This is a genomic window from Zoogloea sp. (assembly GCF_030157465.1).
Classification (GTDB): Bacteria; Pseudomonadota; Gammaproteobacteria; order Burkholderiales; family Rhodocyclaceae; genus Zoogloea.
The window spans coordinates 112,448-136,590 of record NZ_JAOAUU010000060.1; the positions used below are offsets into that span (position 1 = coordinate 112,448).

Consider the following 24,143-nt stretch of genomic DNA (forward strand, 5'->3'; position numbering starts at 1 on the left):
GCCACGGGCAGGCCCCGCATCAAACCTTGTAGTAGTTGCGATACCACTCGACGAAGCGGCCGATACCCACCGGGACCGGGGTTTCCGGCTTGAAGCCGGTCCAGGCGTTGAGGGCGTCGGTGTTGGCGTAAGTCGCCGGCACGTCGCCGTCCTGCAGCGGCATGAAGTTCTTCTCGGCCTTCTTGCCGACAGCATCCTCGATGGCCTCGACGAAGGCCATCAGCTCGACCGGATTGTTGTTGCCGATGTTGAACACGCGGAAGGGCACGTTGCTGGTGGCGGGATCGGGATTGTTGGCGTCGTAGGCCGGGTCCGCCTCGGCAACGCGATCGAGGGTGCGGATGACGCCCTCCACGATGTCATCCACAAAGGTGAAGTCGCGCTTCATCTTGCCGTGGTTGAACACGTCGATGGGCCGCCCTTCGAGGATGGCCTTGGTGAACAGGAACAGCGCCATGTCCGGACGCCCCCACGGGCCATACACGGTGAAGAAGCGCAGGCCGGTGGTCGGCAGGCCGTAGAGATGGCTGTAGGTGTGAGCCATCAACTCGTTGGCCTTTTTGGTGGCGGCGTAAATGCTGACCGGATGATCGACGCTGTCGCTCTCCGAGAAAGGCATTTTGGTGTTGCCGCCATACACGCTGGAGCTGCTGGCATACACCAGGTGCTGCACCTTGTTGTGACGACAGCCTTCGAGGATGTTCATGAAGCCGGCGAGGTTGCTCTCCACGTAGGCGTGGGGATTGACCAGCGAGTAGCGCACGCCGGCCTGGGCGGCCAGGTGGATGACGCGATCGAACTTCTCTTCGGCGAAGAGCTTTTCCATGCCGTCCCGGTCGGCCACGTCGAGTTTCACGAAACGGAAGTTCGCGTGGGGCGTGAGGCGGGCCAGGCGGTCGAGCTTGAGCTGGACGTCGTAGTAGTCGTTGAGATTGTCGAGACCGACAACCTCGTCGCCTCGCGCCAGCAGGATCTGGCTGGCATGCATGCCGATGAAGCCGGCTGCGCCGGTGACGAGAATTTTCATGGTCGTGGGGACGATGGGTGTTATTGGGGTGGGCAGCAACCGGGCAAAATTGCGACGGCGCCAGTCGTCAGCCCGGCATTTTCGCACGCTCACGTGACGCGGGTAAATGCAGGACACAACTTGTCCGTGGCATCTGCAACGCCCGCTATACTTCCGTCGCCCAAGCACCGGCCAGGCCTGCCCGAACCACCGAACAAGACACCCTCCGGGTCATCCATCCCCTTGATTCTCCGAAACCTTTACACCGCCGTCTGGTATGTTGCCGCGCCCCTCATCGGCCTGCGCCTGGCATGGCGCGCGCGCCGCCAGCCGGAATACCTGCAACATCTGGGCGAACGCGTGGGCGGCTACACAACGCAGATGGCCGGGCCGGTGATCTGGCTGCACGCGGTATCGGTGGGCGAAACCCGCGCCTGCGCGCCCCTGCTCCACGCCCTGCTCGAGGCCCACCCGGATCACAGCCTGCTCCTGACCCACATGACGCCCACCGGCCGGGCCACCGCCGCCGAGCTTTTTGGCGAACTCGCGCCACGGGTTCAAAGCGTCTATCTGCCCTACGACACGCCGTGGGCCGTGGCCCGCTTTCTGCGGCACTTTCACCCGCGCATCGGCATCCTGATGGAAACCGAGCTGTGGCCCAACCTCATCGAGGGCTGCCGCAATACCGGCACCCCGCTGGCGATGGTCAATGCCCGCCTGTCAGCGCGCTCGGCCCGTGGCTACGGGCGCCTGGGAGCCCTGGCCCGCAAGGCCTTCGCCCACTTGTCGGCCATCGGCGCGCAAACCGAAGCCGACGGCCAGCGCATGTCGGCCCTCGGCGCCCGCTACGTGATGGTCACCGGCAACATCAAGTTCGACATCACACCGCCGCCGGCCATGCTGGCGCTGGGTGCCGACTTCCGCAACCGCTTCGGCCCGGAGCGTCGGGTGCTCCTTGCCGCCAGCACCCGCGAGGGCGAGGAAGGGCCGCTGCTCGAAGCCTTTGGCCGCCTGTGCCCGCCGGATGTGCTGCTGGTGCTGGTGCCCCGCCACCCGCAGCGCTTCGACGAGGTGGCCAAACTGGTCAAGCGCGCCGGCCTCAGCCTGCAAAAGCGCTCGAAAGATGTTCCGGTAATGGCCGAAACCCGGGTCTGGCTGGGCGATTCGATGGGCGAGATGTACGCCTATTACGCCGCGGCCGGCGTGGCGGTGATTGGCGGATCATGGGAGAAACTCGGCGGGCAGAACCCCATCGAGGCCAGCGCGGTGGGCTGCCCGGTGATCCTCGGCCCCCACACCTTCAATTTTTCGGTGGTGTGCGAGCAGGCCATCGAAGTCGATGCCGCCCTGCGCGCCGACAACATCGAGAACGGCATTCAGGCCGCGCTCGAAATCCTCGACAACCCGGCCCGCCGCAAGGCCATGGGCGAGGCCGGCAGCCGCTTCGCCCAGTCCCACCGGGGCGCCACCGGGCGCACGATGGACCTGCTGACCCCGCTCCTCAAAACAGCCCAGCCGCGCAAGCCTGGGCAACGCGAGTAAGCGCAGCCCCGGCTAACGCATCCAGTAGTCCAGCACCCAGCCTGCAAAAATCGCCGCGCCCACCCAGTTGTTGTGCAGGAAGGCCTTGAAGCACTTGGGCCGGTCGCGCTCGCGGATCAGCGTGTAGTGATAGGCGATGATCCCGGCCGACACCACCAGCCCGGCCAGAAAGATCGCGCCGCCGCCGGTGGCGAGGCCGACCCAGCCGAGAATCAGCAGGGTTGCCGCGTAGCACGCCATCACCGCCGCCACGTCAAAGCGGCCAAAGGTGATCGCCGAGGTCTTGATGCCGATCTTCAGGTCGTCGGGGCGATCGACCATCGCGTACTCGGTATCGTAGGCCACCGCCCAGAACACGTTGGCGAGCAGCATCATCCAGGCCTCGAGCGGAATGTCGTTCTGGAAGGCGGCAAAGGCCATCGGAATGCCAAAGCCGAAGGCAATCCCCAGGTAAGCCTGGGGAATCGCGAAAAAGCGCTTGGTAAAGGGGTAGCTCCCGGCCAGGAAAACCGCCGGCACGCTCATCGCGATGGTCAGGCCGTTGAGGGGCAGCACCAGCAAGAAGGACAGCACCGACAGCCCGGCCGCCAGCCACAGCGCCTCTTTCGGGCTGACCCGCCGGGCCGCCAGCGGGCGGTTGCGGGTGCGCTCCACATGGCCGTCGAAATCCTTGTCCGCGTAGTCGTTGATCACGCAGCCGGCCGAGCGCATCAGCACCGTGCCGATCACGAAGATCGCCACGATCCACGGCGCCGGCCGCCCGTCGCTGGCCACCCACAGCGCCCACAGGGTCGGCCACAGCAGCAGCAGGATGCCGATGGGCTTGTCGAGGCGCATCAGTTTTTCGTATTCGGACAGGCGCTGGCTCAGGGTCAGGGACGGGGTCGAGGAAGTCATGGGGCCAGGTTCAGGATTGCAGGCAAAAAGATTTCGGTGATCAGGAGCGGCACGCCGCCCCGGTGAAAGGCCGAACGCCGCGCCCACAGGGCGGGCAGATCGTCATGGCCGGTGGCGCGCGCGGCATGATGCCAGCGCGAATCGCGGGCATCCAGGCGGGCCGCCTCCAGCGGCGCACGGCGCACCCGCGGATCATCGAACAGCACCGCCGCCAGCGGCCGCCCGCCCAGGCCGCGCAACAGGTGCCAGGCGGCCGGAACCGTCGTCTCCGCCACCAGCGAGCGGGCGAACACCACCGGCTCGCCGTCGGCGATCAGCAGCACTTCGCGCTGCCACACGCTGCCGTGGCGATGCACACCGAGGGCCGCCAGCTCGTCGGGCAGCACGGCGCCCTTGCCCTGAAAAACCACCTGCAACGAAAACTGCCCGCAGCGGGCCCGGATACGTGCGGTGAGCGAACTATCGTCGGTCAGCCAGCCGCGCATGCCGCGCGGCGCACGCCAGGCCGCCATACGGAAGGGATCACGGCCCGGAAAATGGGCGAGGGTCATGGAAAGCGGAAAAGGGTTGAAGCGGGCGCAATTGTAGGGGGTCAGGGCACGACTTTGTAAGGGCGAACACCCACCGCCGCACCCTCACGCCTTGAGCAGCGAGGCGCGTCCGCCGAACCAGCGCGCGGTCACCGCGTCGGCCACCCGCGGCGCGTCCTGCAGGATTTCCTCGGCCAGTCCGCGGGCGATTTCCACGAGGCCGGCGTCTTCTTCCAGGTCGGCATAGCGCAGCAGCGGCACGCCGCTCTGGCGGGCACCGATGAATTCGCCGGGGCCGCGGATGCGCAGATCCTCGCGGGCGATGATGAAGCCGTCGGTGTGCTCGTAGATCGCCTTGAGGCGCTCGCGGCCGGTTTGCGACAGCGGCTGGGCAAAGATCAGGATGCAGGCCGACTCATGGGCCCCGCGCCCCACGCGCCCGCGCAACTGGTGAAGCTGGGCGAGGCCGAAGCGTTCGGCGTGCTCGATGACCATCAGGCTGGCGTTGGGCACGTCCACGCCCACCTCGATCACCGTGGTCGCCACCAGCACCTTGATGTCGCCCGCCACAAAAGCCGCCATCGTCGCCGATTTGACGTCGTTCTTGAGGCGGCCATGCACCAGCCCGACGGCCAGATCAGGCAGCGCGGCAGACAGCATTTCATAGCTTTCTTCGGCCGTCTTGAGCTGCAACGCCTCGGATTCCTCGATCAGCGGGCACACCCAGTAGGCCTGGCGACCCGTCACGCAGGCGTCGTGGACGCGGCGAATCACCTCCTCGCGACGCGCCTCGGCCACCAGTTTGGTCACGATGGGGGTGCGCCCGGGGGGCAGTTCGTCGAGCACGGAGACGTCGAGGTCGGCGTAGTAGCTCATCGCCAGCGTGCGCGGAATCGGCGTGGCGGACATCATCAGCATGTGCGGCGATTCGCCGGCCTTGCCCTTTTCGCGCAGGGCCAGGCGCTGGCGCACGCCAAAGCGGTGCTGTTCATCGACCACCGCCAGCGCCAGGCCGGGCAGGGTGACCGGATCTTCGATCAGCGCGTGGGTGCCCACGGCCAGCAGGATTTCACCGGCGGCGAGGCGCGCCAGCGTGGCCTCTCGTTCTTTTTTCTTGCGGCTGCCGGACAGCCAGGCCACCTCCAGCCCGATCGGCGTGAGCCAGTCGGTGAGCTTGCGGTAGTGCTGCTCGGCAAGGATTTCGGTGGGCGCCATCAGCACCGCCTGGCGCCCGTTTTCGGCCGCCTGCAGCATGGCCAGCGCGGCGACGCAGGTTTTGCCGCTGCCCACGTCGCCCTGCAGGAGGCGCTGCATCGGATGATCCGAGGCGAGATCGGCGGCGATCTCGGAAAAAGCGCGGCGCTGGGCGCCAGTCAGCGCAAAGGGCAGCTGCTTGAGCAATTCGCGGGTCAGCGTGTCCCGCTGGGGCAGGCTGGCGGCGTTCTTGGCCCGGCGGGCGGCGTAGGCCCGGCGCAGCGAAATCTGCTGGGCCAGCAGTTCATCCAGTTTGATGCGCTGCCAGGCCGGATGGCCGCGATCCTCGATGTCGAGGATGGACACCGACGGCGGTGGCGCGTGCAGCATGCGCAGCGCGTCGGGCAGCGCCGGCAGGTTGAGGTTGCGACGCAGCGCCTCGGGCAGCTCGTCGCGCATGTCGTTGTGGCGCAGCGCGCCGGCGATGATCTTGCGCAGCGCCGACTGGGCGAGGCCCGCGGTGGTCGGGTAGATCGGCGTGAGGCTTTCGGGCAGCGGCTCGCCGGCCGCCACCGGCTTGATCCGCGGATGGATCATTTCGGCGCCGAAAAAACCGTCGCGCAGCTCGCCAAAAATGCGCAGGCGGGCGCCGGCGGCCATCTGCTTTTGCTGGCTGGGGTAAAAGTGCACGAAGCGCAGCATCACCTCGCCGCTGGCATCCGCGGCGCGGGCCACCAGCTGGCGGCGCGGCGGCGGCGTGACTTCGCAGGACAGCACCTCGACCTCGCACTGCACCGCAATGCCGGGCCGGGCGTCGGCCAGCATGGTGAGGCGGGTTTCGTCCTCGTAGCGCAGCGGCAGGTGCAGGATCAGGTCGGCCGGCGAAAAAACGTCGATCTTCGCCAGCCGCTCGGCGAGCTGCGGCCCCACGCCCGGCCAGCCGCGCACCGCCGCCTTTTTGGGCGGCGCGGCTTCAGGCGCAGGATCGGCCGGCTTTTCGCCGACGGGCTCGACGAGCACGGGCTCAGGCTCAGCCGATGACGAGGATCGCGTCGGCCTCGACGACGGCGCCACGGGGCAGCTCCTTGACGCCGACGGCGGCGCGGGCTGGGTAGGGCTCGGCAAAGTAGCGGGCCATCACTTCGTTCACCTTGGCAAAGTTGGCCAGGTCGGTGAGGTAGATGGTCAGCTTGACCGCGTCGGCCAGCGAGCCGCCAGCGGCTTCGGCCACCGCCTTGAGGTTTTCGAAAACGCGCACGGTCTGGGCTTCGAAGCCTTCGATCATCTGCATCGTCACCGGATCGAGGCCGATCTGGCCGGACAGGTAAACCGTGTTGCCGGCCTTGACGGCCTGGGAATAGGTGCCGATGGCGGCGGGGGCGCTGGGGGTGGCGACGATCTGTTTGGACATGCGGGAAGGCTCCGGTGGTTGGAATCGCAACGGGAAGTTTACTGCGGGCGAGTTTACCGGGGGAAATGGCCGCGCGGCGCAGCGCATGGGTGGAAGGACGCAGGAAAAGCGCGCTAACCTAGCGGTTTGCCGCTTTTACGTACCGATCCCATGCCCTTGCCCGACACTTTCGCCCGCGCCCTCGCCGACCGCTTCGGCAAGCGCTTTTCGGCCGCCGAAGCCGTGCGCGCCCACCACGGCCACGACGAATCCCATTTTTCCGACGCCCTGCCCGACGGCGTGGTGTGGCCGCATTCCACCGCCGAGGTGGTCGAAATCGTCAATCTGTGCCGCGAACACCGCGTGCCGCTGATCCCCTTCGGCGTCGGCAGTTCGCTCGAAGGGCACATTCTCGCCACCCACGGCGGGCTCAGTATCGACCTGTCGGAGATGAAGCAGGTGGTCGCCATTCACGACGAAGACATGGACGCCGTCGTCCAGCCCGGCGTGACGCGCAAGACGCTCAACGCCGCGCTGCACGGCAGCGGCCTGTTCTTTCCGATCGATCCGGGCGCCGACGCGTCGCTGGGCGGCATGGCCTCGACCCGCGCCTCCGGCACCAACGCCGTGCGCTACGGCACCATGCGCGAAAACGTGCTCGGGCTGGAAGTCGTTCTGGCGGACGGCCGCGTCATCCGCACCGGCGGCCGCTCGCGCAAATCGTCGGCCGGCTACGATCTCACCCGCCTTTTCGTGGGCTCGGAAGGCACGCTCGGCATCATCACCGAACTCACCGTGCGCCTGCACCCGCTGCCCGAAGCCGTATCCAGCGCCACCTGCGCCTTCCCGGATGTCGCCAGCGCCGTGCGCACCGTCATCCAGACCATCCAGCTCGGCGTGCCGGTGGCGCGCATCGAACTGCTCGACGCCCTCACCGTGCAGGCGGTCAATCGCTACAGCAAAACCACGCTGCGCGAATCGCCGATGCTGTTCTTCGAATTCCACGGCTCGCCCACCGGCGTCGAGGAGCAGGCCCACACCGTGCAGGACATCGCCCGCGACAACGGCGGCCAGGATTTCGAATGGGCCACCCGCCCCGAAGACCGCACCCGCCTGTGGCAGGCCCGCCACGACGTGCTCTTCGCCAGCCTCAACCTGCTGCCCGGCTGCCGCGGCATTTCCACCGATGTCTGCGTGCCCATCTCGCGCCTGGCCGAAGCCATCGCCGGCACCCAGCAAGACATCGCCCAGAGCGGCCTCATCGCCCCCATCGTCGGCCACGTGGGCGACGGCAACTTCCACGTCGTGATCCTCACCACGCCGGACGACCCTGCCCAGGTTCACGCCTCGGAAGAACTCGGCCGGCGCATCGTCGAGCGCGCCCTCGCCCTCGACGGCACCTGCACCGGCGAACATGGCATCGGCATCGGCAAGCGCGATTTCCTGCTCGCCGAACACGGCGAAGGCGTGGCCGTGATGCAGAGCCTCAAAGCCGCCCTCGATCCGCTGAACATGATGAATCCGGGCAAGATTTTTGCCCTGCCCGGCTAAGCGCCAAGCCTGCGCACGCATCCACCCCCGGGCCTGCGTGCGCGGGCTCGTGATAAAATTGCTCCCCGCCCAAGGCGCATGCAACACCCCGCCCGCCAAACCATCCGGAACACCATGACCACGACGCCCACCGACGCCGCGCAGACTCCCCCTCCGTCCATTGCCGACATCGCAGAAATCATCGTGACCGCCCTGGGCCTGGAAATGACGCCCGACGAGATCGACCCCGACGCCCCCCTCTTCGGCGAAGGCCTCGGCCTCGACTCCATCGACATCCTAGAGATCGCCCTGGTCATCTCCAAGCGCTACGGCATCCAGCTGCGCGCCGACAACGACAACAACACCACCATCTTCAGCTCCCTGCGCAACCTGACCGACTACGTGGTCAGCCAGCTCGAGGCATGACCGGCCCGCGCGAGCCGCTCCTTGCGCTGTTGTTGCCCGCCCTCCTTCTCGTCGCCTACGACGGCCTGGTTCACTACGTCAGCACCATCCCCAACGCCGCAAACTGGGCCGTGGCGGTCACGCTGCTGCCGGCCCTCGGCATCGGGCTCGGCCTCGTTGCCCGGCGGTTCGGCCCCCTTGCCGCCGCCCTCGGCGGGCTTGCCCTCGCTCTATTCGCCACCTTTTTCTGGCCCGCCTTGCAGCACCGCCTCGGCCTTCAGCCCGGCGGCCATCTCCGCGGGCTCTACCTCACCCAGTACCTCGCCACCAACCTGACGCTCGCCCTGTGGTTCGGGCGCACCCTCGTCGGCGGGCGCACCCCCGCCTGCACCGCCTTCGCCGCCGCGCTCCAGCCTGCAGTCAGCCCGCTTGTGGCGCGCTACACTCGCCGGCTCACGCTCGCCTGGACCGCGTTTTTCGTGCTTTCGGCCGCCACCTCCGCGCTGCTCTACGCCGTCGCCCCGGCCGCCGTCTGGTCTTTCTTCTCCAACCTTTTCTACCTGCCCTCGCTGGCGCTGATGTTCATCGTCGAAGGCCTGATCCGGCGCGTCGCGCTGCCGCCCGAAGAGCGGCACGGCATCGTCGAATCGATCCGCGCCTACATGGCCAGCACCCGCCCCGGCCCCCCGATCCGGCAATGACGCCCCAAAGCCTCCCGCTCACCGACCACCCGACCCCGGACAGCATCGTCGCCTGGTGCCCCGACGGCCCGGTCAGCCGCGACCGCTTCCTCGCCGACGTGGCCCGGCTCGCCGAGCTTTTTCCCCCCGGCGGACACATCCTCAACGTCTGCCAGAACCGCTACCACTTTCTCGTCGGCCTCTCTGCCGCGGCGGTCAGCGGGCGGGTCAGCCTGCTGCCCCCCAACCTCACCGAAGAAACCATCGCCCGGCTCGCCGCCGCCACCCCCGATCTCGTCTGCCTCCATGACGGACAGGGCGCCGTCGGCACCCTCCCCAGCCTCGCCTTCCCGCCCCCCGCACCGGTCGGCAGCGGCCATCTCCCGGTGCCGCTCATCCCTGTCGACCAGGTCATCGCCCACGTCTACACCTCCGGCTCCACCGGCGTGCCCGGCACCCACCATAAAACCTGGGGTTCCCTCGTCACCAACGGCCTCGCCGCCGCCGAGCGCCTCGGCGCCGCCGGCCACGCCCTCGTCGGCACCGTGCCGGCCCAGCACATGTACGGCTTCGAATCCACGGTGCTGATCTGCCTCCACGGTGGCGCCGCGCTCTCCAGCGGACATCCCTTCTACCCCGCCGACATCGCCGCCGCGCTGGCTGCCGTACCGCGCCCGCGCGCCCTCGTCACCACGCCCTTCCACCTGCGCGCGCTGCTCGACGCCGACGTCGCCGTGCCGCCCCTCGACTTCATCCTGTCCGCCACGGCGCCGCTCTCGGAAGACCTCGCCCGTCGTGCCGAAGCCGCCTTCGGTGCGCCGCTGCTCGAAATCTACGGCTGCACCGAAACCGGCCAGCTCGCCAGCCGGCGCTCCACCGCCACCCGCCTCTGGCACCTTCTCGACGACGTGCGCCTGTCGCCCCTCGGCGAGCGCCACGCCGCCAGCGGCGGCCACGTGGAAGGCCTGGTACCCCTCGGCGACGTGCTCGAACCCGTCGACGAACACCACTTCATCCTCCACGGCCGCGACGCCGATCTCATCAACATCGCCGGCAAGCGCACCTCCCTCGCCTACCTCAACGAACAACTCTGCGGCATCCCCGGCGTTATCGACGGCGCCTTCCTGATGCCCGACGACGAACCCGACGACCACGTCACCCGCCTGCGCGCCGCCGTCGTCGCCCCCGGCCTCACCACCCGCGACATCCTCGCCGCGCTGCGCCTGCACATCGACCCGATCTTCCTGCCGCGTCCGCTGATCTTCGTCGACCGCCTGCCGCGCAACGCCGCCAGCAAACTGCCCCGCGCCGATCTGGCGGCGCTGTTTGCCGCCTACGCTGCGGGTCACGGATCCGCCCGATGAACAAAATCCGCTGGACGGTCCCGTCCGACCACCCCGCCTTTCCCGGCCACTTCCCCGGCCGCCCGATCCTGCCCGGCGTGGTGCTGATCGACCAGGCCATGCGCCTCGCCCCGCTCGCCGCCGGGCAAGCCATTCGCGGCCTCGCCAGCGCCAAGTTCTTCCAGCCGGTGCCGCCCGGCGCCGAACTCGTCTTCCGCTTCGCCCCGGCCACCGCCCGCGGGATGGGCTTCGAAATCCGCCTCGGCGAAACCACCGTCGCCAGCGGCAGCTTCACCTTCGGAGCCGCGCCGTGAGCCAGCCGGCGGGCACCCCGCCGGCCACCGCAGCCACCTGGACCCGCCAGGCCGAGCGCAGCAGCGCGGCCGTCATGCGCTTCATGGTCTGGCTGTCACTCACCCTGGGGCGCCGCGCCAGCCGCGTCGTCCTCCACGGCATCGCCGCCTACTTCCTGCTCTTCGCCCCCGCTGCCGGGCGCGCCTCGCGGGGCTACCTGACGCGCATCCTCGGCCGCCCGCCCACGCTCGCCGAGCGCTACCGGCACGTGTTCACCTTCGCCACCACCATCCACGACCGGATCTACTTCCTCAACGGCCGCTTCGACAGCTTCGACATCGAGATCAAGGGCGCCGAACTCGTCGACGCCGCCCTCGCCGACGGTCGCGGCCTGCTGCTCTTCGGCGCCCACCTGGGCAGCTTCGAAGTGCTCCGCGCCCTCGGCCGCCACAACACCGACCGCGCCGTGTGCATGCTCATGCACGAAGAAAACGCCCGCAAGATCAACAGCGTCCTCGCCACCATCAACCCCGCCGCCACCCAGGACATGCTCGCCCTCGGGCACCTCGACTCCATGCTCGAGCTGCGCGACCGCCTCGACGCCGGCCAGATGATCGGCATTCTTGCCGACCGCGCCCCGCGCCTCGACGCCACGGCTCCGCAGCCCTTCCTCGGCGGCCCCGCCGCCTTCCCCGTCGGGCCCTTCCGTCTCGCCGCCATACTGCGCCGCCCGGTGATCTTCATGAGCGGCCTGCACCTGGGCGGCGCGCGCTACCGGGTGGAGTTCTCGCAACTTGCCGACTTCGGCGAGGTCGACCGCAAATCCCGCGACGCCGCCATCGCCGCCGCCCAGCAACACTACGCCGCCCTGCTGGCGGAGCGCGCCCGCAGCGCCCCCTTCAACTGGTTCAACTTCTTCGACTTCTGGCGCGCCGCTGGCGCCGACGACACCCCACCATGAACCTCCGCCAGCTCCTCGCCGCCCTCGCCCTCGCACTGTGCTGCCCCCCGGCCCTCGCCGCCTGGAACATCGCCAGCCTGATGGGCGAACTCGCCCGCAACCCCGGCGGGCGGGCCGTATTCACCGAAAAAAAATACATCGCCCTGCTCGATCGCCCGGTCGTCTCCTCGGGCGAAATGCGCTACGTTGCCCCCGACTACCTGGAAAAGCGCACCCTCGCGCCCAAGCCCGACTACCTGCTGCTCGACAAGGACCAGATCACCGTCGAGCGCGGCAAGCACAAATTCACCCTGCGCCTCGCCGAGCAGCCCGAAATCCTCGCCTTCGCCGCCAGCATCCGCGGCACCCTCTCCGGCGACCGTGCGGCCCTCGAACGCAACTACGCCCTGCACCTCTCAGGCACCCGCGACAGCTGGACGCTGAACCTATCGCCAAGCAACCCGCGCATCGCCGAACTCGTCACCCGCATCACCATCGGCGGCAAGCGCGACCAGGTGCTCAGCGTCGAATACCTGCAGGCCGACGGCGACCGCGCCGTGATGACCATCGCCCCCATCCCCGGCCAATGAACCTGCCGCTCAAGCCCGGCGCACGGGCCCGGATTCCCCGCGCCGTACTGGTCTGGCTCTGCGGCCTCGTCGCCTGCGCGGTGCTGGCCCTGCGCGCCGATTACACCGCGGACATGTCCGCCTTCCTGCCGCGCAGCCCCACTCCGGCCCAGCAACTGCTCGTCGACCAGCTCACCGAAGGCGTGCTGTCGCGCCTGCTGCTGGTCGGCATCGAAGGCAGCACGCCGGAAGCCCGTGCCGGGCTGTCCCGCGCGCTCGCCAAACATTTGCAGGACGGCGGCCTGTTCGTCTCGGTGCGCAACGGCGACGCCGCCACCCTCGCCATCGACCGGGAAATCCTGTTCTCCAACCGATATCTGCTGAGCCCCGCGGTCACGCCGGAACACTTCAGCCCCGTCGGTCTCAGGGCCGCCATCGAAAACAGCATCGAGCTGCTCGGCTCGCCCGCCGGCATGATGCTCAAGCAACTGCTGCCCCGCGACCCGACCGGCGAAATGGTCGAGCTGATCGGCAGCCTCGACACCCAGGGCGGCCCCGCCAGCCAGCACGGCGTGTGGGCCTCGAAGGACGGCACGCGCGCCATCCTGATGCTGCAAACCCGCGCCGCGGGCTCCGACACCGACGCCCAGGAAGCCGCCATCGAGCGCGTACACAGCGATTTCGCCGCCCTCGCCAAGGCCGCGCAGCCCCCCGAAGCCCGCGTGCTCATCTCCGGCGCCCCCGTCTTCGCCGTCAATTCCCGCGCCGCCATCCAGTCCGAAGCCGTGCGCCTGTCCACCCTCGGCAGCGCCGCGGTGGTCTGCCTGCTGCTCATCATTTACCGCTCCCTCACCGCCGTCGCCCTCGGCCTGCTGCCGGTGGCCAGCGGCGCGCTGGCCGGCATCGCCGCCGTGTCCCTCGGCTTCGGCAGCGTGCATGGGCTCACCATCGGCTTCGGCACCACCCTCATCGGCGAAGCGGTCGATTACAGCATCTACTACTTTGTCCAGTCCGACAGCGCCCGGCGCGACGGCAGCCAGGGCAACTGGATGGAACGCTTCTGGCCCACCATCCGGCTCGGCGTATTCACCTCGGCAATCGGCTTCGCCTCGCTGCTTTTTTCCGGCTTTCCCGGCCTCGCCCAGCTCGGCCTCTATTCCATCGCCGGTCTCGTCAGCGCCGCCGCGATCACCCGCTTCGTGCTGCCGCACCTCTGCCCGGCCACGCTGCCGATCCGCGACATCAGCCCGGTCGGCCTCGCCATGGCCGGCCTGTGGCGCCGCCTGCCGCGCCTGCGCCCGCTGGTGGCGGTGCTCGCCGTGGCCGCAGTTGCCATCCTCGCCGCCCACCACGACCGGGTGTGGAATGCCAGCCTGTCCGGCCTCAGCCCGGTTTCCGAGGCCGACCAGGCCATCGACCGGAGCCTGCGGGCCGACCTCGGCGCCCCCGACCTGCGCTACCTCGTCGTGCTCAAGGCCGCCGACCGGGAAAGCGCCCTCGCCGCCGCCGAGCGCACCGGGCGGCGTCTCGACGGACTTGTGGAGGCAGGCACCCTCGGCGGCTACGAAAGCCCGGCCCGCTTCCTGCCCGCCAGCGCCACCCAGGAGGCCCGCCGGCAAGCCCTGCCCGAGCGCGCCGAACTGGCCCGCCGCCTCGATGCCGCCCTCGAAGGCCTGCCCCTCAAGGCCGACAAACTCAGCCCTTTCCTCGATGCCGTGGACGCCGCCCGCCACCAGCCGCTGCTCAGCCCCGAATCCCTGCACGGCTCAACCCTGGCACTGGCCGTCGACACCCTGCTGCTCCGGCGCGCTGACGGCTGGACGGTGCTGATGCCGCTGCGCGCCCCGGCCGGCGATGCGCCTCTCGACCCTGCGCCGATCCGTGCCGCCCTCGCCCAGGATGGCGAGACCGGCGCCCTGTTCGTCGACATCTTCAGCGAATCCACCAATCTCTATCAGGCCTACCTGGACGAAGCGATCCTGCTGTCCCTGGCCGGCAGCTTCGCCATCGTGGTGCTGATGGCCGTCAGTCTGCGCAACCCCGGCCGCCTGTGGCGCGTCATCGCACCGCTGCTGGTGGCCGAACTGCTGGTGATGGCCGGCCTCGCCCTGGCCGGCACCCAACTCACCCTGCTGCACCTGGTCGGCATGCTGCTCATCGTCGCCGTCGGCTCCAACTACGCGCTGTTCTTCAACCGGGCCGACGACAACCCCGCCGACGATCCGCGCACCCTCGCCTCGCTGCTCCTCGCCAACCTCGCCACGGTGATCGGCTTCGGCATCCTCGGCGTCTCGCCGGTGCCGGTGCTCCAGGCCATCGGCGTCACCGTCGGCCCCGGCGCGGTGCTCACGCTGCTGCTCTCGGCGATCCTGGCCCGCCCGCCCAAGGGCCGCAGCCCGCCATGAAGCGCTGGCGACCCAGCCCGTTCATCACGTTCAGCCTCGGCCTTCACGCCGCGGCGGGCGCTAGCCTTCTCATCGCCCCGTCGGCGTGGGAGCTTGCCGTCGGCGCGCTGGTCGCCGACCACCTCGTCCTCGCCCTCGCCGGGCTGCTGCCGCGCAGCCGCCTGCTCGGCCCCAACCTCACCCGCCTGCCGCCGGCCGCCATCGCCCGCCGCGAAATCGCCCTGACCATCGACGACGGCCCCGACCCGCAGGTCACGCCGCAGGTGCTCGACATCCTCGACGCCGCCGGCGCCAAGGCCACCTTCTTCTGCATCGGCCGCCGCGCCGCCGCCCACCCGGCCCTCGTGCGCGACATCGTCGCCCGCGGCCATGCCATCGAAAACCACAGCGAACATCACTGGAAGCGCTTCTCGACCTTTGGCTTCAAGGGTATGCACGCCGAAGTCGCGGCCGCCCAGGCCACCCTCGGCGGCCTCACCGGCCGCCCGCCGCGCTTCTTCCGCGCCCCCGCCGGCCTGCGCAACCCCTTCCTCGACCCGGTGCTGGCACGCCTCGACCTGCGCCTCGCCACCTGGACACGCCGCGCCTACGACACCCGCAACGGCAACCCGGCCCGGGTGCTCGCCCGCCTCGCCGGCGATGGCCCAAGCACACTCGCCGCTGGCGACATCCTGCTCCTCCACGACGGCAACGCCGCCCGCGGCCCGGACGGCCAGGCCGTCATCCTCGCCGTGCTGCCCCCCCTGCTGGCCCGCATCCGCGCAGCCGGCCTCACCCCCGTCACCCTCGCCGCCGCCTGCCCCTGACCCAGCGCGCCCGGCCGGATGGGCCCGATAGTCATTCTGGTAAACTCCGCCGACTCCATCCGCGCGCCGAACCGTGACCCCTCTCCACCTTCCCCACTACACCCAGGTCAGTTGCGTCGGCGACGGCCTTGCGCCCTTTCGCCAGGCGCTGCGGACAGGCATCGGCGGCCTCGCGCCCTGCCACTTCGACGGCACCGCGCTGCCCACCTGGATAGGCGAAGTCGCAGGTTTGGACGACGCCCCGCTGCCCGCCCCCTTTGCCGATTACGACTGCCGCAACAACCGCCTGGCCCTGCGCGGGCTGCAGGCCGACGGCTTCGACGCCGCGGTGCGCGACAGCATCGCCCGCCACGGTCTGCGCCGGGTCGGCGTGATCCTCGGCACCAGCACCTCCGGCATCCTCGAAACCGAAATCGCCTTCCGCCACCGGGACGCCAGCGGCGCGCTGCCCGCCAGTTTCAACTACCACGGCGCCCACAGCACCTACTCGCTGGCGGCCTTCGTGCGCGCTTGGTTCGGGCTCGAAGGGCCGGCCGCGGTCGTCTCCACCGCCTGCTCGTCATCCGCCAAAGTGTTTGCCGCCGCCGCGCGCATGATCCACGCCGGGCTCATCGACGCGGCCGTCGTCGGCGGCGTCGACAGCCTGTGCCTGACCACCCTGCACGGCTTCGCCTCCCTCGAACTCACCGCCCCCGAGCCCTGTCGCCCCTACGACGCCGCACGCCAGGGCATCTCGGTGGGCGAAGCCGCCGCCTTCGCGCTGCTCGAGCGCCCGCCGGCCACGCCCGACGCCGGAGCCGTACTGCTCCTTGGCTGCGGCGAATCCAGCGACGCCTACCACATGTCCTCGCCCCACCCCGAAGGCCTCGGCGCGCGCATGGCCATGGAAGCCGCCCTCGCCGACGCCCGCCTGACGCCCGCCGCCATCGACTACATCAACCTCCACGGCACCGCCACCCTCAACAACGACGCGGCCGAAGGCTGTGCCGTCGGCGCGCTGTTCGACGGCCGCGTGCCGTGCAGCTCCACCAAGGGCCTCACCGGCCACACCCTCGGCGCCGCCGGTGCCCTCGAAGCCGTGGTCTGCGCGCTGGCCCTCACCGACGGTCTCCTGCCCGGCAGCGCCAACACCCGCCAGCTCGATCCGGCGCTGCACCTCGACTACCTGCTCGCCAGCCGCGACGCCCCGGTCAAGCGCGCCATGAACAATTCCTTCGGTTTCGGCGGCAGCAACTGCAGCCTCGTTTTCGGGAGGGGCGCATGAGCCACACCCTCACCGCCTGGATCGAAGGCGTCGGCCTGATCGCCCCCGGCCTGCCCGACTGGGCCACTGCCGCTCACGTGCTGGCCGGCCGCACGCCCTACGCGCCGGCCCCCAGCGTGCTGCCCGCGCCGGCCCTGCTGCCGCCCGCCGAGCGTCGCCGCGCCAGCCGTATCGTGCGCGTCGCCCTGGCCAGCGGCCTCGCCGCCATCGAACACGCCGGCGCCGACGCCCGCCGCCTGCCGGCCGTGCTCTCGGCCTCCACCGCCGACTGCCACAACTGCGTCGCCCTGTGCGAAACCCTGGCCTCCGACGACCCCCGCGTGTCGCCGACCCGCTTTCACAACTCGCTCCACAACACCCCCGCCGGCTACTGGGGCATCGCCACCGGCTCGATGGCGCCCAGCCAGTCGTTGTGTGCCTACGACGGCAGCTTCTCGGCCGGCCTGCTCGAAGCCCTCGTCGAAGCCGCCAGCAGCCACACCCCCACCCTGCTGATCGCCTACGACGCCGAACACCCCGCGCCGCTCTTCGCCTTCCGCCCGATTCCCGACGCCGCCGGCATCGGCCTGGTACTGAGCCCCGAACCCACCCCGCAGAGCCTCGCGCAGATTTCCGTCGAACTCACCGACGCCCCCGCCACGCTCCTCGCCGACCCGGCGCTGGAGGCGCTGCGCCTGGCCATCCCGGCCTTGCGCGGCCTTCCACTGCTCCAGCTGCTGGCAAGCGGCACGCCGGGGCGGGCACACCTCGATTACCTCGCCCCCCTCAGCCTCGCCGTCAGCCTCACGTTCGGGCCCGCGCCGTGCTAGACCGCCAGGCCATCGCTGCCCGCATCCCCCACCAGGCCGACATGTGCCTGCTCGACACCGTGCTCGACTGGACCCCGGACGCCATCCGCTGCACCAGCGGCAGCCACCGCCAGCCGGGCAATCCGCTTTGCAGCGACACGCAGCTCGGCATCGCCGCCGGCATCGAATACGCCGCCCAGGCCATGGCCCTGCACGGCGGCCTGATCGCCGACGCAGGCGCAGCGCCGCGCCAGGGCTATCTGGTCAGCGTTCGCGGCGTGAGCTTTCACGCAATGCGCCTCGACGATCAGCCCGACGATCTGCTGATCGAGGCCGAACGCCTGTCGGGCGATGCCAACCAGGTGCTCTACCGCTTCAGCGTCTCGGCCGGCGGCACGCCGCTGGTGGAAGGCCGCGCGGCGGTGGTGCTCGACGCCGACGCCCTCGAGCACAAAGCCACAACCGGAGAACCCTCATGAAACGCGCCCTCGTCACCGGCGCCAGCGGCGGCATCGGTGCCGCCATCGCGCGCCGGCTCGGCGCCGACGGCCATCACGTCATCGTCCACGCCAACCGCCGGCGCGACCAGGCCGCCGCCGTGGTGGCCGGGATCGTCGCCGCCGGTGGCTCGGCCGAAGCCGTCGCGTTCGACATCACCGACGCTGCCGCCACCTCCGCCGCCCTCGACGCAATCCTCGTCGCCGGCCCGGTGCAAATCCTGGTGAACAACGCCGGCCTGCACGCCGACGCGGTCTTCCCCGGCATGGGCGCGGAGCAGTGGCACATGGTGATGGATGTCAATCTCAACGGTTTTTACAACGTCACCCAGCCGCTCACCCTGCCGATGATCCGCACCCGCTGGGGGCGCATCATCACCATCACCTCGGTGGCCGGGCTGGTCGGCAACCGGGGGCAGGTCAATTACGCGGCGGCCAAGGGCGCGCTGCACGCCGCCACCAAATCGCTGGCGCTCGAGCTGGCCAGCCGCAAGGTCACCGTCAATGCCGTGGCACCGGGCATCATCGCCACCGAAATGAGCGAAGGCAGCTTCGATCAGGCCGCCATCGACCGCCTCGTGCCGATGAAACGCGCCGGACAGCCCGAGGAAGTCGCCGATCTCGTGGCCTTCCTGGCCTCCGACCGGGCCGCCTACATCACCGGGCAGATCCTCTCGATCAACGGCGGAATGGTCTGAACCTGCGTGCAAGCAGCAGCGGCAGGCGCAGCACAAAGCCGACAAACAGCCGGGAATGCATCCAGGTGAGCAGGCGGTTGTCGCGGAAGTAGCGGAAGTGCGAGACACCTCCCTCGTCGGCACGAAAGTAACGCACCGGAGCGGGCAGGTTGATCGGACGCACGCCGGCCCAGGCCAGGCGCACAACGGCTTCCGGATCGAAATCGAAGCGGCGCATCCAGCGCTGGCGGCTCATGATTCTTTCGAGCGGCGCGACCGGATAGACGCGAAAGCCGAACAGCGAATCGCCAATGCCTGCCCACAAGGTTTCGAGATTCGCCCACCAGTTGGAAATCTCCCGGCCCTTCACCCGCAGCTGCGGCGCGGCGGCGTCGAACACCGGCTTGCCGAGCACCATGCAGCCCGGATTGCGGGCCGACACAGCCATGAATTCGGGGATACGATCGGCCGGGTGCTGGCCGTCGGAATCCATCGTCAGCACGTGAGTGAAGCCCGCTGCCTGCGCCGCGCGCAGGCCTTCCAGCACGGCGGAACCCTTACCGCGGTTTTCCGGCAGCACAATGATGCGCAGGCCGCAATCGGCCGCCGCCATGGCCTGCAGGCGCGCGGCGCTGCCGTCGGTGCTGCCATCGACGACGACCCACACGGGATTCCAGAACCGCCGCGCCTGGCGCACGGTGTCGTCCAGCTTCACGCCGGGGTTGTAACTGGGGATGAGGACGAGATGGGTGGTGGAGGCGGCGGTCACGATGGCGTGTTGTGGGCGTGCGTGGGGTCGGCGCTCAGCTCGGCGCGAAAATAGTCTTCCAGCTCCCGCGCGAAGCGACGCGCGTGGGTGGGCACCTCGAAGCGCCGGCCCACGCGGATGCCAAAGCGCAGCGGCAGATCGGGCTTGCGAAAGAGCGGCCAGCTCTTGCCCAGATAGGGCGAACTGAATTCGATGACGAGCGCCTGCAGCGGCGCCTTGGCGGCCTGGGAGATCAGGCCGGACGCGCCGGTGCAGGCGTCGATGGGAAAGTTGCGGGTGCGCGAGCCTTCCGGAAAGATCACCAGGTGGGCCCCCTGCTGCAGCGCGATGCGCGCCTGGCGGACCATGCTGACCGGTGCGTCGTTACGGATGTAACGGGCCAGCCGGGCGGCCGCGCCAAGCAGGATATTGTCCATCAGCGCGGCCTTCATCACGCACACGGCGTCGGGCAGGCGCGAGACGATCATCACCACGTCGAGCAGCGAGGGATGGTTGGCGACGAGCACCAGCGAGCGCTCGCGACGCAGGCTGTCGAGGGCGGAAAGATCGAAGCGGCAGGCGCAGAAGATCGTCAGGAAAAGCAGGTAAACGCGAAAGCCGATCATGATCACCCGCCGCCCGACGAAGCGCCCCACCCGCTCGGGCAGCACCGAACACACGAGCGCAAAAGGCAGCCAGGCGAGGCACAACAGCGCCAGCGCGCCCAGGCCGGCAAACATCGCGATGTATTCGTAAGCAGTCCAGAGGCTGCGGCCGAGCCGGGCGGCCAGACTACTCATCGATCGTCACGCACGAACCACGCCCGCCGCCGGGCCGCGCCAATGCGGAGCCCTCCGCCGGGCGGCTGAATGGAACGCGAGAGTTTTGCGACAAACGCATGGCGGGATCGGCGTGGCGGATGGAATGACAGGCGTGGAGCGAGGATCGGGGTTCCGGCATCGGGCGACGTTCAGGCGTCGAATGCATTCACAGGCCAGCGCGAGCCCCCGGCCTCCACCCGCGCGGGTTATACCGCAATCGGGCGGGCACGGCTACCTTCCCCGGCCCGGCGCAGGCCCGGCGACAGCCCCGCGGCCAACAGGGCCAGCGCCGTACCCGCCAGCACGTCGAGCATCACGTGCTGCTTGGTGGCCAGCGTCGAAAAGACGATCGCCGCACACCACAGCCAGTTGAGGCCGCGCACCCAGCGGGCGGCGCCCACCTCGCGAAACCCGGCGGCCAGCCAGATCGCCGAATACAGGGCCGTCGCCACATGCAGCGACGGGCAGGCATTGCCACCGGCGTCGATGCCCTTGAGCAGCCCATAGCCGGGGTAGAGGCTCCAATCCACGTCGGCCGGCGGCACCGCGGTGGGCCAGAACACGAACACCACAATCCCCGCCAGACACAGCCCGCCCATGTGCCGCGCATAGCTGAACAGCCGCGCCAGCGTCGGCGCCAGCGCCGGCGGCAGGGCCACGTAGACCCACAGCGACGCGTAGGCCACCAGCGCCCACGGCTGAAAACCGATGGCCCGGTCCACCGCGATGAGCGGCATGACGGTGACGGGATAGCGCGGAAAATGCAGCAGATGCAGATAGGCCACGAAAAACGCGCCCATGAACAGCGCCGTGCCGACGGCCTTCAACCACCACAAATAACCCAAGCGCTGCAGCAGCGCGCGATGCCACGGCACCGCCGACACAACAGATGTCCCGGCGCTCAAGGCGCGTGATTCCGACATTCGACTCCACCAGGGGCTACCGACCGGCGAACGCCGCCGGTTCGGGCTGCCAATATTACCGCGCCCCGCGGCCCGCCCGGGGCGCTCGCCGACACCCGGCAGGACATCACCCGAGCGACGGCAAGGTCCACGTCGTGGTCCTTACTGCGCCGGGTATTTGTATAAAAACAACACACCTTCCCTGGAAACAACCCTTCGCAAAAGAGTGCGCTAGTATTTCCTCGGCATTGCGCTGGCAATGCCCGGACAGGCAACACAAACCAAGAGGACCTCATAATGAAAAAGATTCTTCTCGCACTGGCTGTTTCCCTTCCTGTCACCGCGTTCGCCGCCGCCAACAACGTGGGCTCCTGCGGTCTCGGCTCCAAGGTTTTTGAAGGTCAGAAGGGCGTGGCCCCGCAGGTTCTCGCCGTAACCACCAACGGCACCTTCGGCAACCAGACCTTCGGCATCACGTCCGGCACCCTCGGTTGTTCCCAGGATGGCGTCGTGACCTCCACCTGGAAGACCGCCATGTTCATCGACGGCAACAAGGCCCAGCTGGCCCGTGACGCCGCCTCCGGCCAGGGCGAAACCCTGGATGCACTGGCTGCACTGCTGAAGATCGAGGCCAGCGACAAGGCCGCCTTCGTCAGCCTGACCAAGGCCCGTCACGCCGAAATCTTCGCCTCTGTCGATTCCGCCGACACCATCGCTACCCAGCTGAAAGCGGCGCTGCAGTCCGACGCCCGCCTGGCCAAGTACGCCGAAGCCGTCTGATCCAGACTTCGTTGCGGGTTGTCGGCAAGTCCGGAGCCCGCAAACACCAAAGCCCTGTAACGCCCCGTGGCCACCCAGCCCCTGGCACAACAGGGCTTTTTCATGTCTGTTGTTTGCCGCCCATCCGCATGAAGACATTGCTCGCCCTCGGCACCGCCCTGTGCCTGGCCGCGGCCAGCGCACCGGCCCGCGCCGACACGCTTTCAGACCTGCAGGCCAGAGCCCGCAGCGAGCGGCTCGCCGACGACCCGGCGTGGTCCGACCTGCTGCAATACGAGCCCTACCCGGTCACCGGTCAGTTGCGCAGCCTCGCCGACGACAAGGGCTTCTTCAATGCGCCCGACGGCGCCCGCAACCCGGCCGCCGAGCTGGAGGCCACCCTCGCCCGGCTTTTCGAGCCGGCCCGGCCCGAAGCCCCCGACGACCATCCCCAGTGCCGCTTTCCGGCCCGCCTTCACTGGCTTAAAACCCGCCTCGCCATCGCTCCGGCGCAACTTCCCGGGCAGCCCTGCCCGCGCCTCGAAGCGTGGGCGAAAGAGATCAACCCGGCCGGGGTCACCCTGGTTTTTCCGTCGGCCTACGTGAACAGCCCGGCCTCGATGTTCGGCCACACGCTTTTGCGCATCGATGCCGTCGGCCAGACCGACCAGACCCGGCTGCTCGCCTACACCATCAACTACGCCGCGAAGGCCGATGCCACCGACGGCTTCAGCTTCGCCCTCAAGGGGCTCACCGGGCTCTACCCCGGCATGCTGTCCAGCTCGCCCTACTACGCCAAGGTGCGCGAATACAGCGACATGGAGAGCCGCGACGTGTGGGAATACCGGCTCAACCTCAGCGCCGATGAAACCCGCCAGCTCCTGCGCCACGCCTGGGAGATCGGTGCCACCCGCTTCGATTACTGGTTCTTCGACGAAAACTGCTCCTACATGATCCTGCGCCTGCTCGACGTGGCGAGGCCGGGCCTCCGGGTGGCAAAGCAGTTCTACTGGACGGCGATCCCGGTGGACACCGTAAAGGGCGTGGTGGCCAGCCGGCCGGGCCTGGTCACCGACGTCACCTTCCGCCCGTCGGCCGGCACCGAGCTTGCCCACCGGGCCACACGCCTCGCGCCGGAACAGATGGCCGCCGCCATCGCCGTGGCCGACGGCCACACCGCCCCCGAAGCCTTGGGAGACAGCGCCGCCGCCATCGAACAGCTCGAATTCGCCGACCGCCTGGTGTCGTTTCGCGGCCATGCCGGCAAGCTGGAACAGGATGACGCGCTGGCCCGCCTGAAAACCATCCAGACCCGCCGCAGCACCCTGCCGGCCATCGACACCGGCGCAGTGCCGGTGCCGCCCCGCCCCGAATCCGGCCACGCGTCCGGGCGTTTCGGCCTTGCCGCCGGCCACCTTGCCGGCGACAGCGCCCTCTTTCTCGAACTTCGCCCGGCCTACCACGATCTCCTCGACCCCGAAACCGGCTATGCCCGCGGCGCCCAGATCCGCTTTGGCGACCTGGCCGCCAGCCAGCGGGAGGGCCAGGGCTGGCGCCTCGAACGCTTTCTGCCGGTGGACATCGTCTCGGTAGCCCCCCGCCGGGCCTGGACCCAGCCGCTGTCGTGGAAAGTGCGTTTCGGCTGGGAGCGCGTCCTCGGCGCCGGCCATGCCGCCAGCCCGATGGTTGCCGGCGGCCCGGGCGCGGCCTGGGAATTGAATGTGGGACAAGGCCGGCTGATCGGCTACGTCTTCCTTGAAAACCAGATCCTGAGCAGTGGCCAGCTCGAAAAAAACTGGGCCATCGGCACCGGCCCGCTGGCCGGTCTGCTGATGGACGCCGGCAGCCACAGCCGCCTGCAACTGGAAGCCGGCCGCCAGTGGTACATCGACAAGCGCCTCGATCGCAGTGTGATGCGCGCCAACTTTCGCACCCGTCTCGGCCCCCACGACAACCTGGTGGCGGGCTACGAATGGACGCAGATCGAGCAGCCATCCGCCAGCGGCGACGAGCGCCGCATCAGCCTGGGCTGGCAGCACTACTTCTGACCCCGTCCGGCGCCCCGGCGCCGGAACCTCGCTCCCCTCGCAGCATCCAATCATTGAAGCGCCGCCCGGCAACGTCTAGGCTTGATTCGCAGCCTTAGTGCGGCGCCC

24 protein-coding genes are annotated in these 24,143 nt (G+C 69.3%); 16 read left to right on the plus strand and 8 right to left on the minus strand.

Annotation, left to right across the window (positions count from 1 at the left end; genetic code table 11):
* Positions 1 to 19: 19 nt before the first annotated feature.
* The gene (locus Q1W26_RS08515) at positions 20 to 1,027 is read right to left on the minus strand and encodes an NAD-dependent epimerase (RefSeq protein WP_300438451.1); all 1,008 of its coding nucleotides are present in this window, start codon (positions 1,025 to 1,027) and stop codon (positions 20 to 22) included.
* 222 nt (positions 1,028 to 1,249) lie between these two features.
* On the opposite strand from Q1W26_RS08515, the gene waaA reads away from it, so the two are divergent.
* Positions 1,250 to 2,548 (plus strand): lipid IV(A) 3-deoxy-D-manno-octulosonic acid transferase, encoded by a 1,299-nt coding sequence (gene waaA / locus Q1W26_RS08520; protein WP_300438454.1) that lies wholly within the window; start codon positions 1,250 to 1,252, stop codon positions 2,546 to 2,548.
* 12 nt (positions 2,549 to 2,560) lie between these two features.
* On the opposite strand, the gene ubiA is transcribed toward waaA, so the two are convergent.
* The 4 genes from ubiA to Q1W26_RS08540 form a co-directional block, all read right to left on the minus strand.
* The gene (gene ubiA, locus Q1W26_RS08525; protein WP_300438457.1) at positions 2,561 to 3,445 is read right to left on the minus strand and encodes a 4-hydroxybenzoate octaprenyltransferase; all 885 of its coding nucleotides are present in this window, start codon (positions 3,443 to 3,445) and stop codon (positions 2,561 to 2,563) included.
* Positions 3,442 to 3,996, minus strand: coding sequence for a chorismate lyase (locus Q1W26_RS08530; RefSeq protein ID WP_300438460.1), 555 nt, complete (start codon positions 3,994 to 3,996; stop codon positions 3,442 to 3,444). The genes ubiA and Q1W26_RS08530 overlap by 4 nt, the downstream gene beginning before the upstream one ends.
* An 84-nt stretch (positions 3,997 to 4,080) precedes the next feature.
* Positions 4,081 to 6,189, minus strand: a complete 2,109-nt coding sequence (gene recG, locus Q1W26_RS08535; RefSeq protein WP_300438462.1) for an ATP-dependent DNA helicase RecG — start codon at positions 6,187 to 6,189, stop codon at positions 4,081 to 4,083.
* A 10-nt stretch (positions 6,190 to 6,199) separates the two neighbouring features.
* Positions 6,200 to 6,580 (minus strand): RidA family protein, encoded by a 381-nt coding sequence (locus tag Q1W26_RS08540; RefSeq protein ID WP_300438464.1) that lies wholly within the window; start codon positions 6,578 to 6,580, stop codon positions 6,200 to 6,202.
* Between the two features lie 150 nt (positions 6,581 to 6,730).
* Here Q1W26_RS08540 and Q1W26_RS08545 point away from each other — a divergent pair, with 150 nt between their 5' ends.
* From Q1W26_RS08545 to fabG, 13 genes are all read left to right on the plus strand, one after another.
* The gene (locus Q1W26_RS08545; protein ID WP_300438467.1) at positions 6,731 to 8,110 is read left to right on the plus strand and encodes an FAD-linked oxidase C-terminal domain-containing protein; all 1,380 of its coding nucleotides are present in this window, start codon (positions 6,731 to 6,733) and stop codon (positions 8,108 to 8,110) included.
* Positions 8,111 to 8,224: 114 nt separating this feature from the next.
* Positions 8,225 to 8,515, plus strand: a complete 291-nt coding sequence (locus tag Q1W26_RS08550; RefSeq protein ID WP_300438470.1) for a phosphopantetheine-binding protein — start codon at positions 8,225 to 8,227, stop codon at positions 8,513 to 8,515.
* The gene (locus tag Q1W26_RS08555; RefSeq protein ID WP_300438472.1) at positions 8,512 to 9,195 is read left to right on the plus strand and encodes a hypothetical protein; all 684 of its coding nucleotides are present in this window, start codon (positions 8,512 to 8,514) and stop codon (positions 9,193 to 9,195) included. The genes Q1W26_RS08550 and Q1W26_RS08555 overlap by 4 nt, the downstream gene beginning before the upstream one ends.
* Positions 9,192 to 10,538 (plus strand): AMP-binding protein, encoded by a 1,347-nt coding sequence (locus Q1W26_RS08560; RefSeq protein ID WP_300438474.1) that lies wholly within the window; start codon positions 9,192 to 9,194, stop codon positions 10,536 to 10,538. The genes Q1W26_RS08555 and Q1W26_RS08560 overlap by 4 nt, the downstream gene beginning before the upstream one ends.
* Positions 10,535 to 10,831, plus strand: a complete 297-nt coding sequence (locus tag Q1W26_RS08565; protein ID WP_300438476.1) for a hypothetical protein — start codon at positions 10,535 to 10,537, stop codon at positions 10,829 to 10,831. Before Q1W26_RS08560 ends, Q1W26_RS08565 begins: the two co-directional genes overlap by 4 nt.
* Positions 10,828 to 11,772, plus strand: coding sequence for an acyl-CoA synthetase (locus Q1W26_RS08570; RefSeq protein WP_300438479.1), 945 nt, complete (start codon positions 10,828 to 10,830; stop codon positions 11,770 to 11,772). The genes Q1W26_RS08565 and Q1W26_RS08570 overlap by 4 nt, the downstream gene beginning before the upstream one ends.
* Positions 11,769 to 12,341, plus strand: a complete 573-nt coding sequence (locus tag Q1W26_RS08575) for a LolA-related protein (RefSeq protein ID WP_300438482.1) — start codon at positions 11,769 to 11,771, stop codon at positions 12,339 to 12,341. Before Q1W26_RS08570 ends, Q1W26_RS08575 begins: the two co-directional genes overlap by 4 nt.
* Positions 12,338 to 14,725: an MMPL family transporter gene (locus tag Q1W26_RS08580; RefSeq protein ID WP_300438485.1), complete on the plus strand. Its 2,388-nt coding sequence runs from the start codon at positions 12,338 to 12,340 to the stop codon at positions 14,723 to 14,725. The genes Q1W26_RS08575 and Q1W26_RS08580 overlap by 4 nt, the downstream gene beginning before the upstream one ends.
* Positions 14,722 to 15,531, plus strand: coding sequence for a polysaccharide deacetylase family protein (locus Q1W26_RS08585; protein ID WP_300438488.1), 810 nt, complete (start codon positions 14,722 to 14,724; stop codon positions 15,529 to 15,531). Before Q1W26_RS08580 ends, Q1W26_RS08585 begins: the two co-directional genes overlap by 4 nt.
* A gap of 73 nt (positions 15,532 to 15,604) precedes the next feature.
* Complete coding sequence (locus Q1W26_RS08590) at positions 15,605 to 16,795, plus strand: beta-ketoacyl-[acyl-carrier-protein] synthase family protein (protein ID WP_300438490.1); 1,191 nt, start codon at positions 15,605 to 15,607, stop codon at positions 16,793 to 16,795.
* Complete coding sequence (locus tag Q1W26_RS08595) at positions 16,792 to 17,604, plus strand: beta-ketoacyl synthase chain length factor (protein WP_300438492.1); 813 nt, start codon at positions 16,792 to 16,794, stop codon at positions 17,602 to 17,604. The genes Q1W26_RS08590 and Q1W26_RS08595 overlap by 4 nt, the downstream gene beginning before the upstream one ends.
* Positions 17,598 to 18,062, plus strand: coding sequence for a 3-hydroxylacyl-ACP dehydratase (locus Q1W26_RS08600; RefSeq protein WP_300438494.1), 465 nt, complete (start codon positions 17,598 to 17,600; stop codon positions 18,060 to 18,062). Before Q1W26_RS08595 ends, Q1W26_RS08600 begins: the two co-directional genes overlap by 7 nt.
* The gene (fabG, locus tag Q1W26_RS08605) at positions 18,059 to 18,778 is read left to right on the plus strand and encodes a 3-oxoacyl-ACP reductase FabG (RefSeq protein ID WP_300438497.1); all 720 of its coding nucleotides are present in this window, start codon (positions 18,059 to 18,061) and stop codon (positions 18,776 to 18,778) included. The genes Q1W26_RS08600 and fabG overlap by 4 nt, the downstream gene beginning before the upstream one ends.
* On the opposite strand, the gene Q1W26_RS08610 is transcribed toward fabG, so the two are convergent.
* From Q1W26_RS08610 to Q1W26_RS08620, 3 genes are all read right to left on the minus strand, one after another.
* Positions 18,759 to 19,526 carry a glycosyltransferase family 2 protein gene (locus tag Q1W26_RS08610; RefSeq protein ID WP_300438499.1) on the minus strand — a complete coding sequence of 256 codons (768 nt, stop codon included), beginning with the start codon at positions 19,524 to 19,526 and terminating at the stop codon, positions 18,759 to 18,761. The genes fabG and Q1W26_RS08610 overlap by 20 nt on opposite strands.
* Positions 19,523 to 20,305 carry a lysophospholipid acyltransferase family protein gene (locus tag Q1W26_RS08615; protein ID WP_300438502.1) on the minus strand — a complete coding sequence of 261 codons (783 nt, stop codon included), beginning with the start codon at positions 20,303 to 20,305 and terminating at the stop codon, positions 19,523 to 19,525. Before Q1W26_RS08615 ends, Q1W26_RS08610 begins: the two co-directional genes overlap by 4 nt.
* A 227-nt stretch (positions 20,306 to 20,532) precedes the next feature.
* The gene (locus tag Q1W26_RS08620; protein ID WP_300438505.1) at positions 20,533 to 21,249 is read right to left on the minus strand and encodes a phosphatase PAP2 family protein; all 717 of its coding nucleotides are present in this window, start codon (positions 21,247 to 21,249) and stop codon (positions 20,533 to 20,535) included.
* A 276-nt stretch (positions 21,250 to 21,525) separates the two neighbouring features.
* Here Q1W26_RS08620 and Q1W26_RS08625 point away from each other — a divergent pair, with 276 nt between their 5' ends.
* Positions 21,526 to 22,008, plus strand: a complete 483-nt coding sequence (locus tag Q1W26_RS08625) for a DUF3015 family protein (protein ID WP_300438507.1) — start codon at positions 21,526 to 21,528, stop codon at positions 22,006 to 22,008.
* Positions 22,009 to 22,136: 128 nt separating this feature from the next.
* Positions 22,137 to 24,035 carry a DUF4105 domain-containing protein gene (locus Q1W26_RS08630; RefSeq protein ID WP_300438510.1) on the plus strand — a complete coding sequence of 633 codons (1,899 nt, stop codon included), beginning with the start codon at positions 22,137 to 22,139 and terminating at the stop codon, positions 24,033 to 24,035.
* Positions 24,036 to 24,143: the final 108 nt, after the last annotated feature.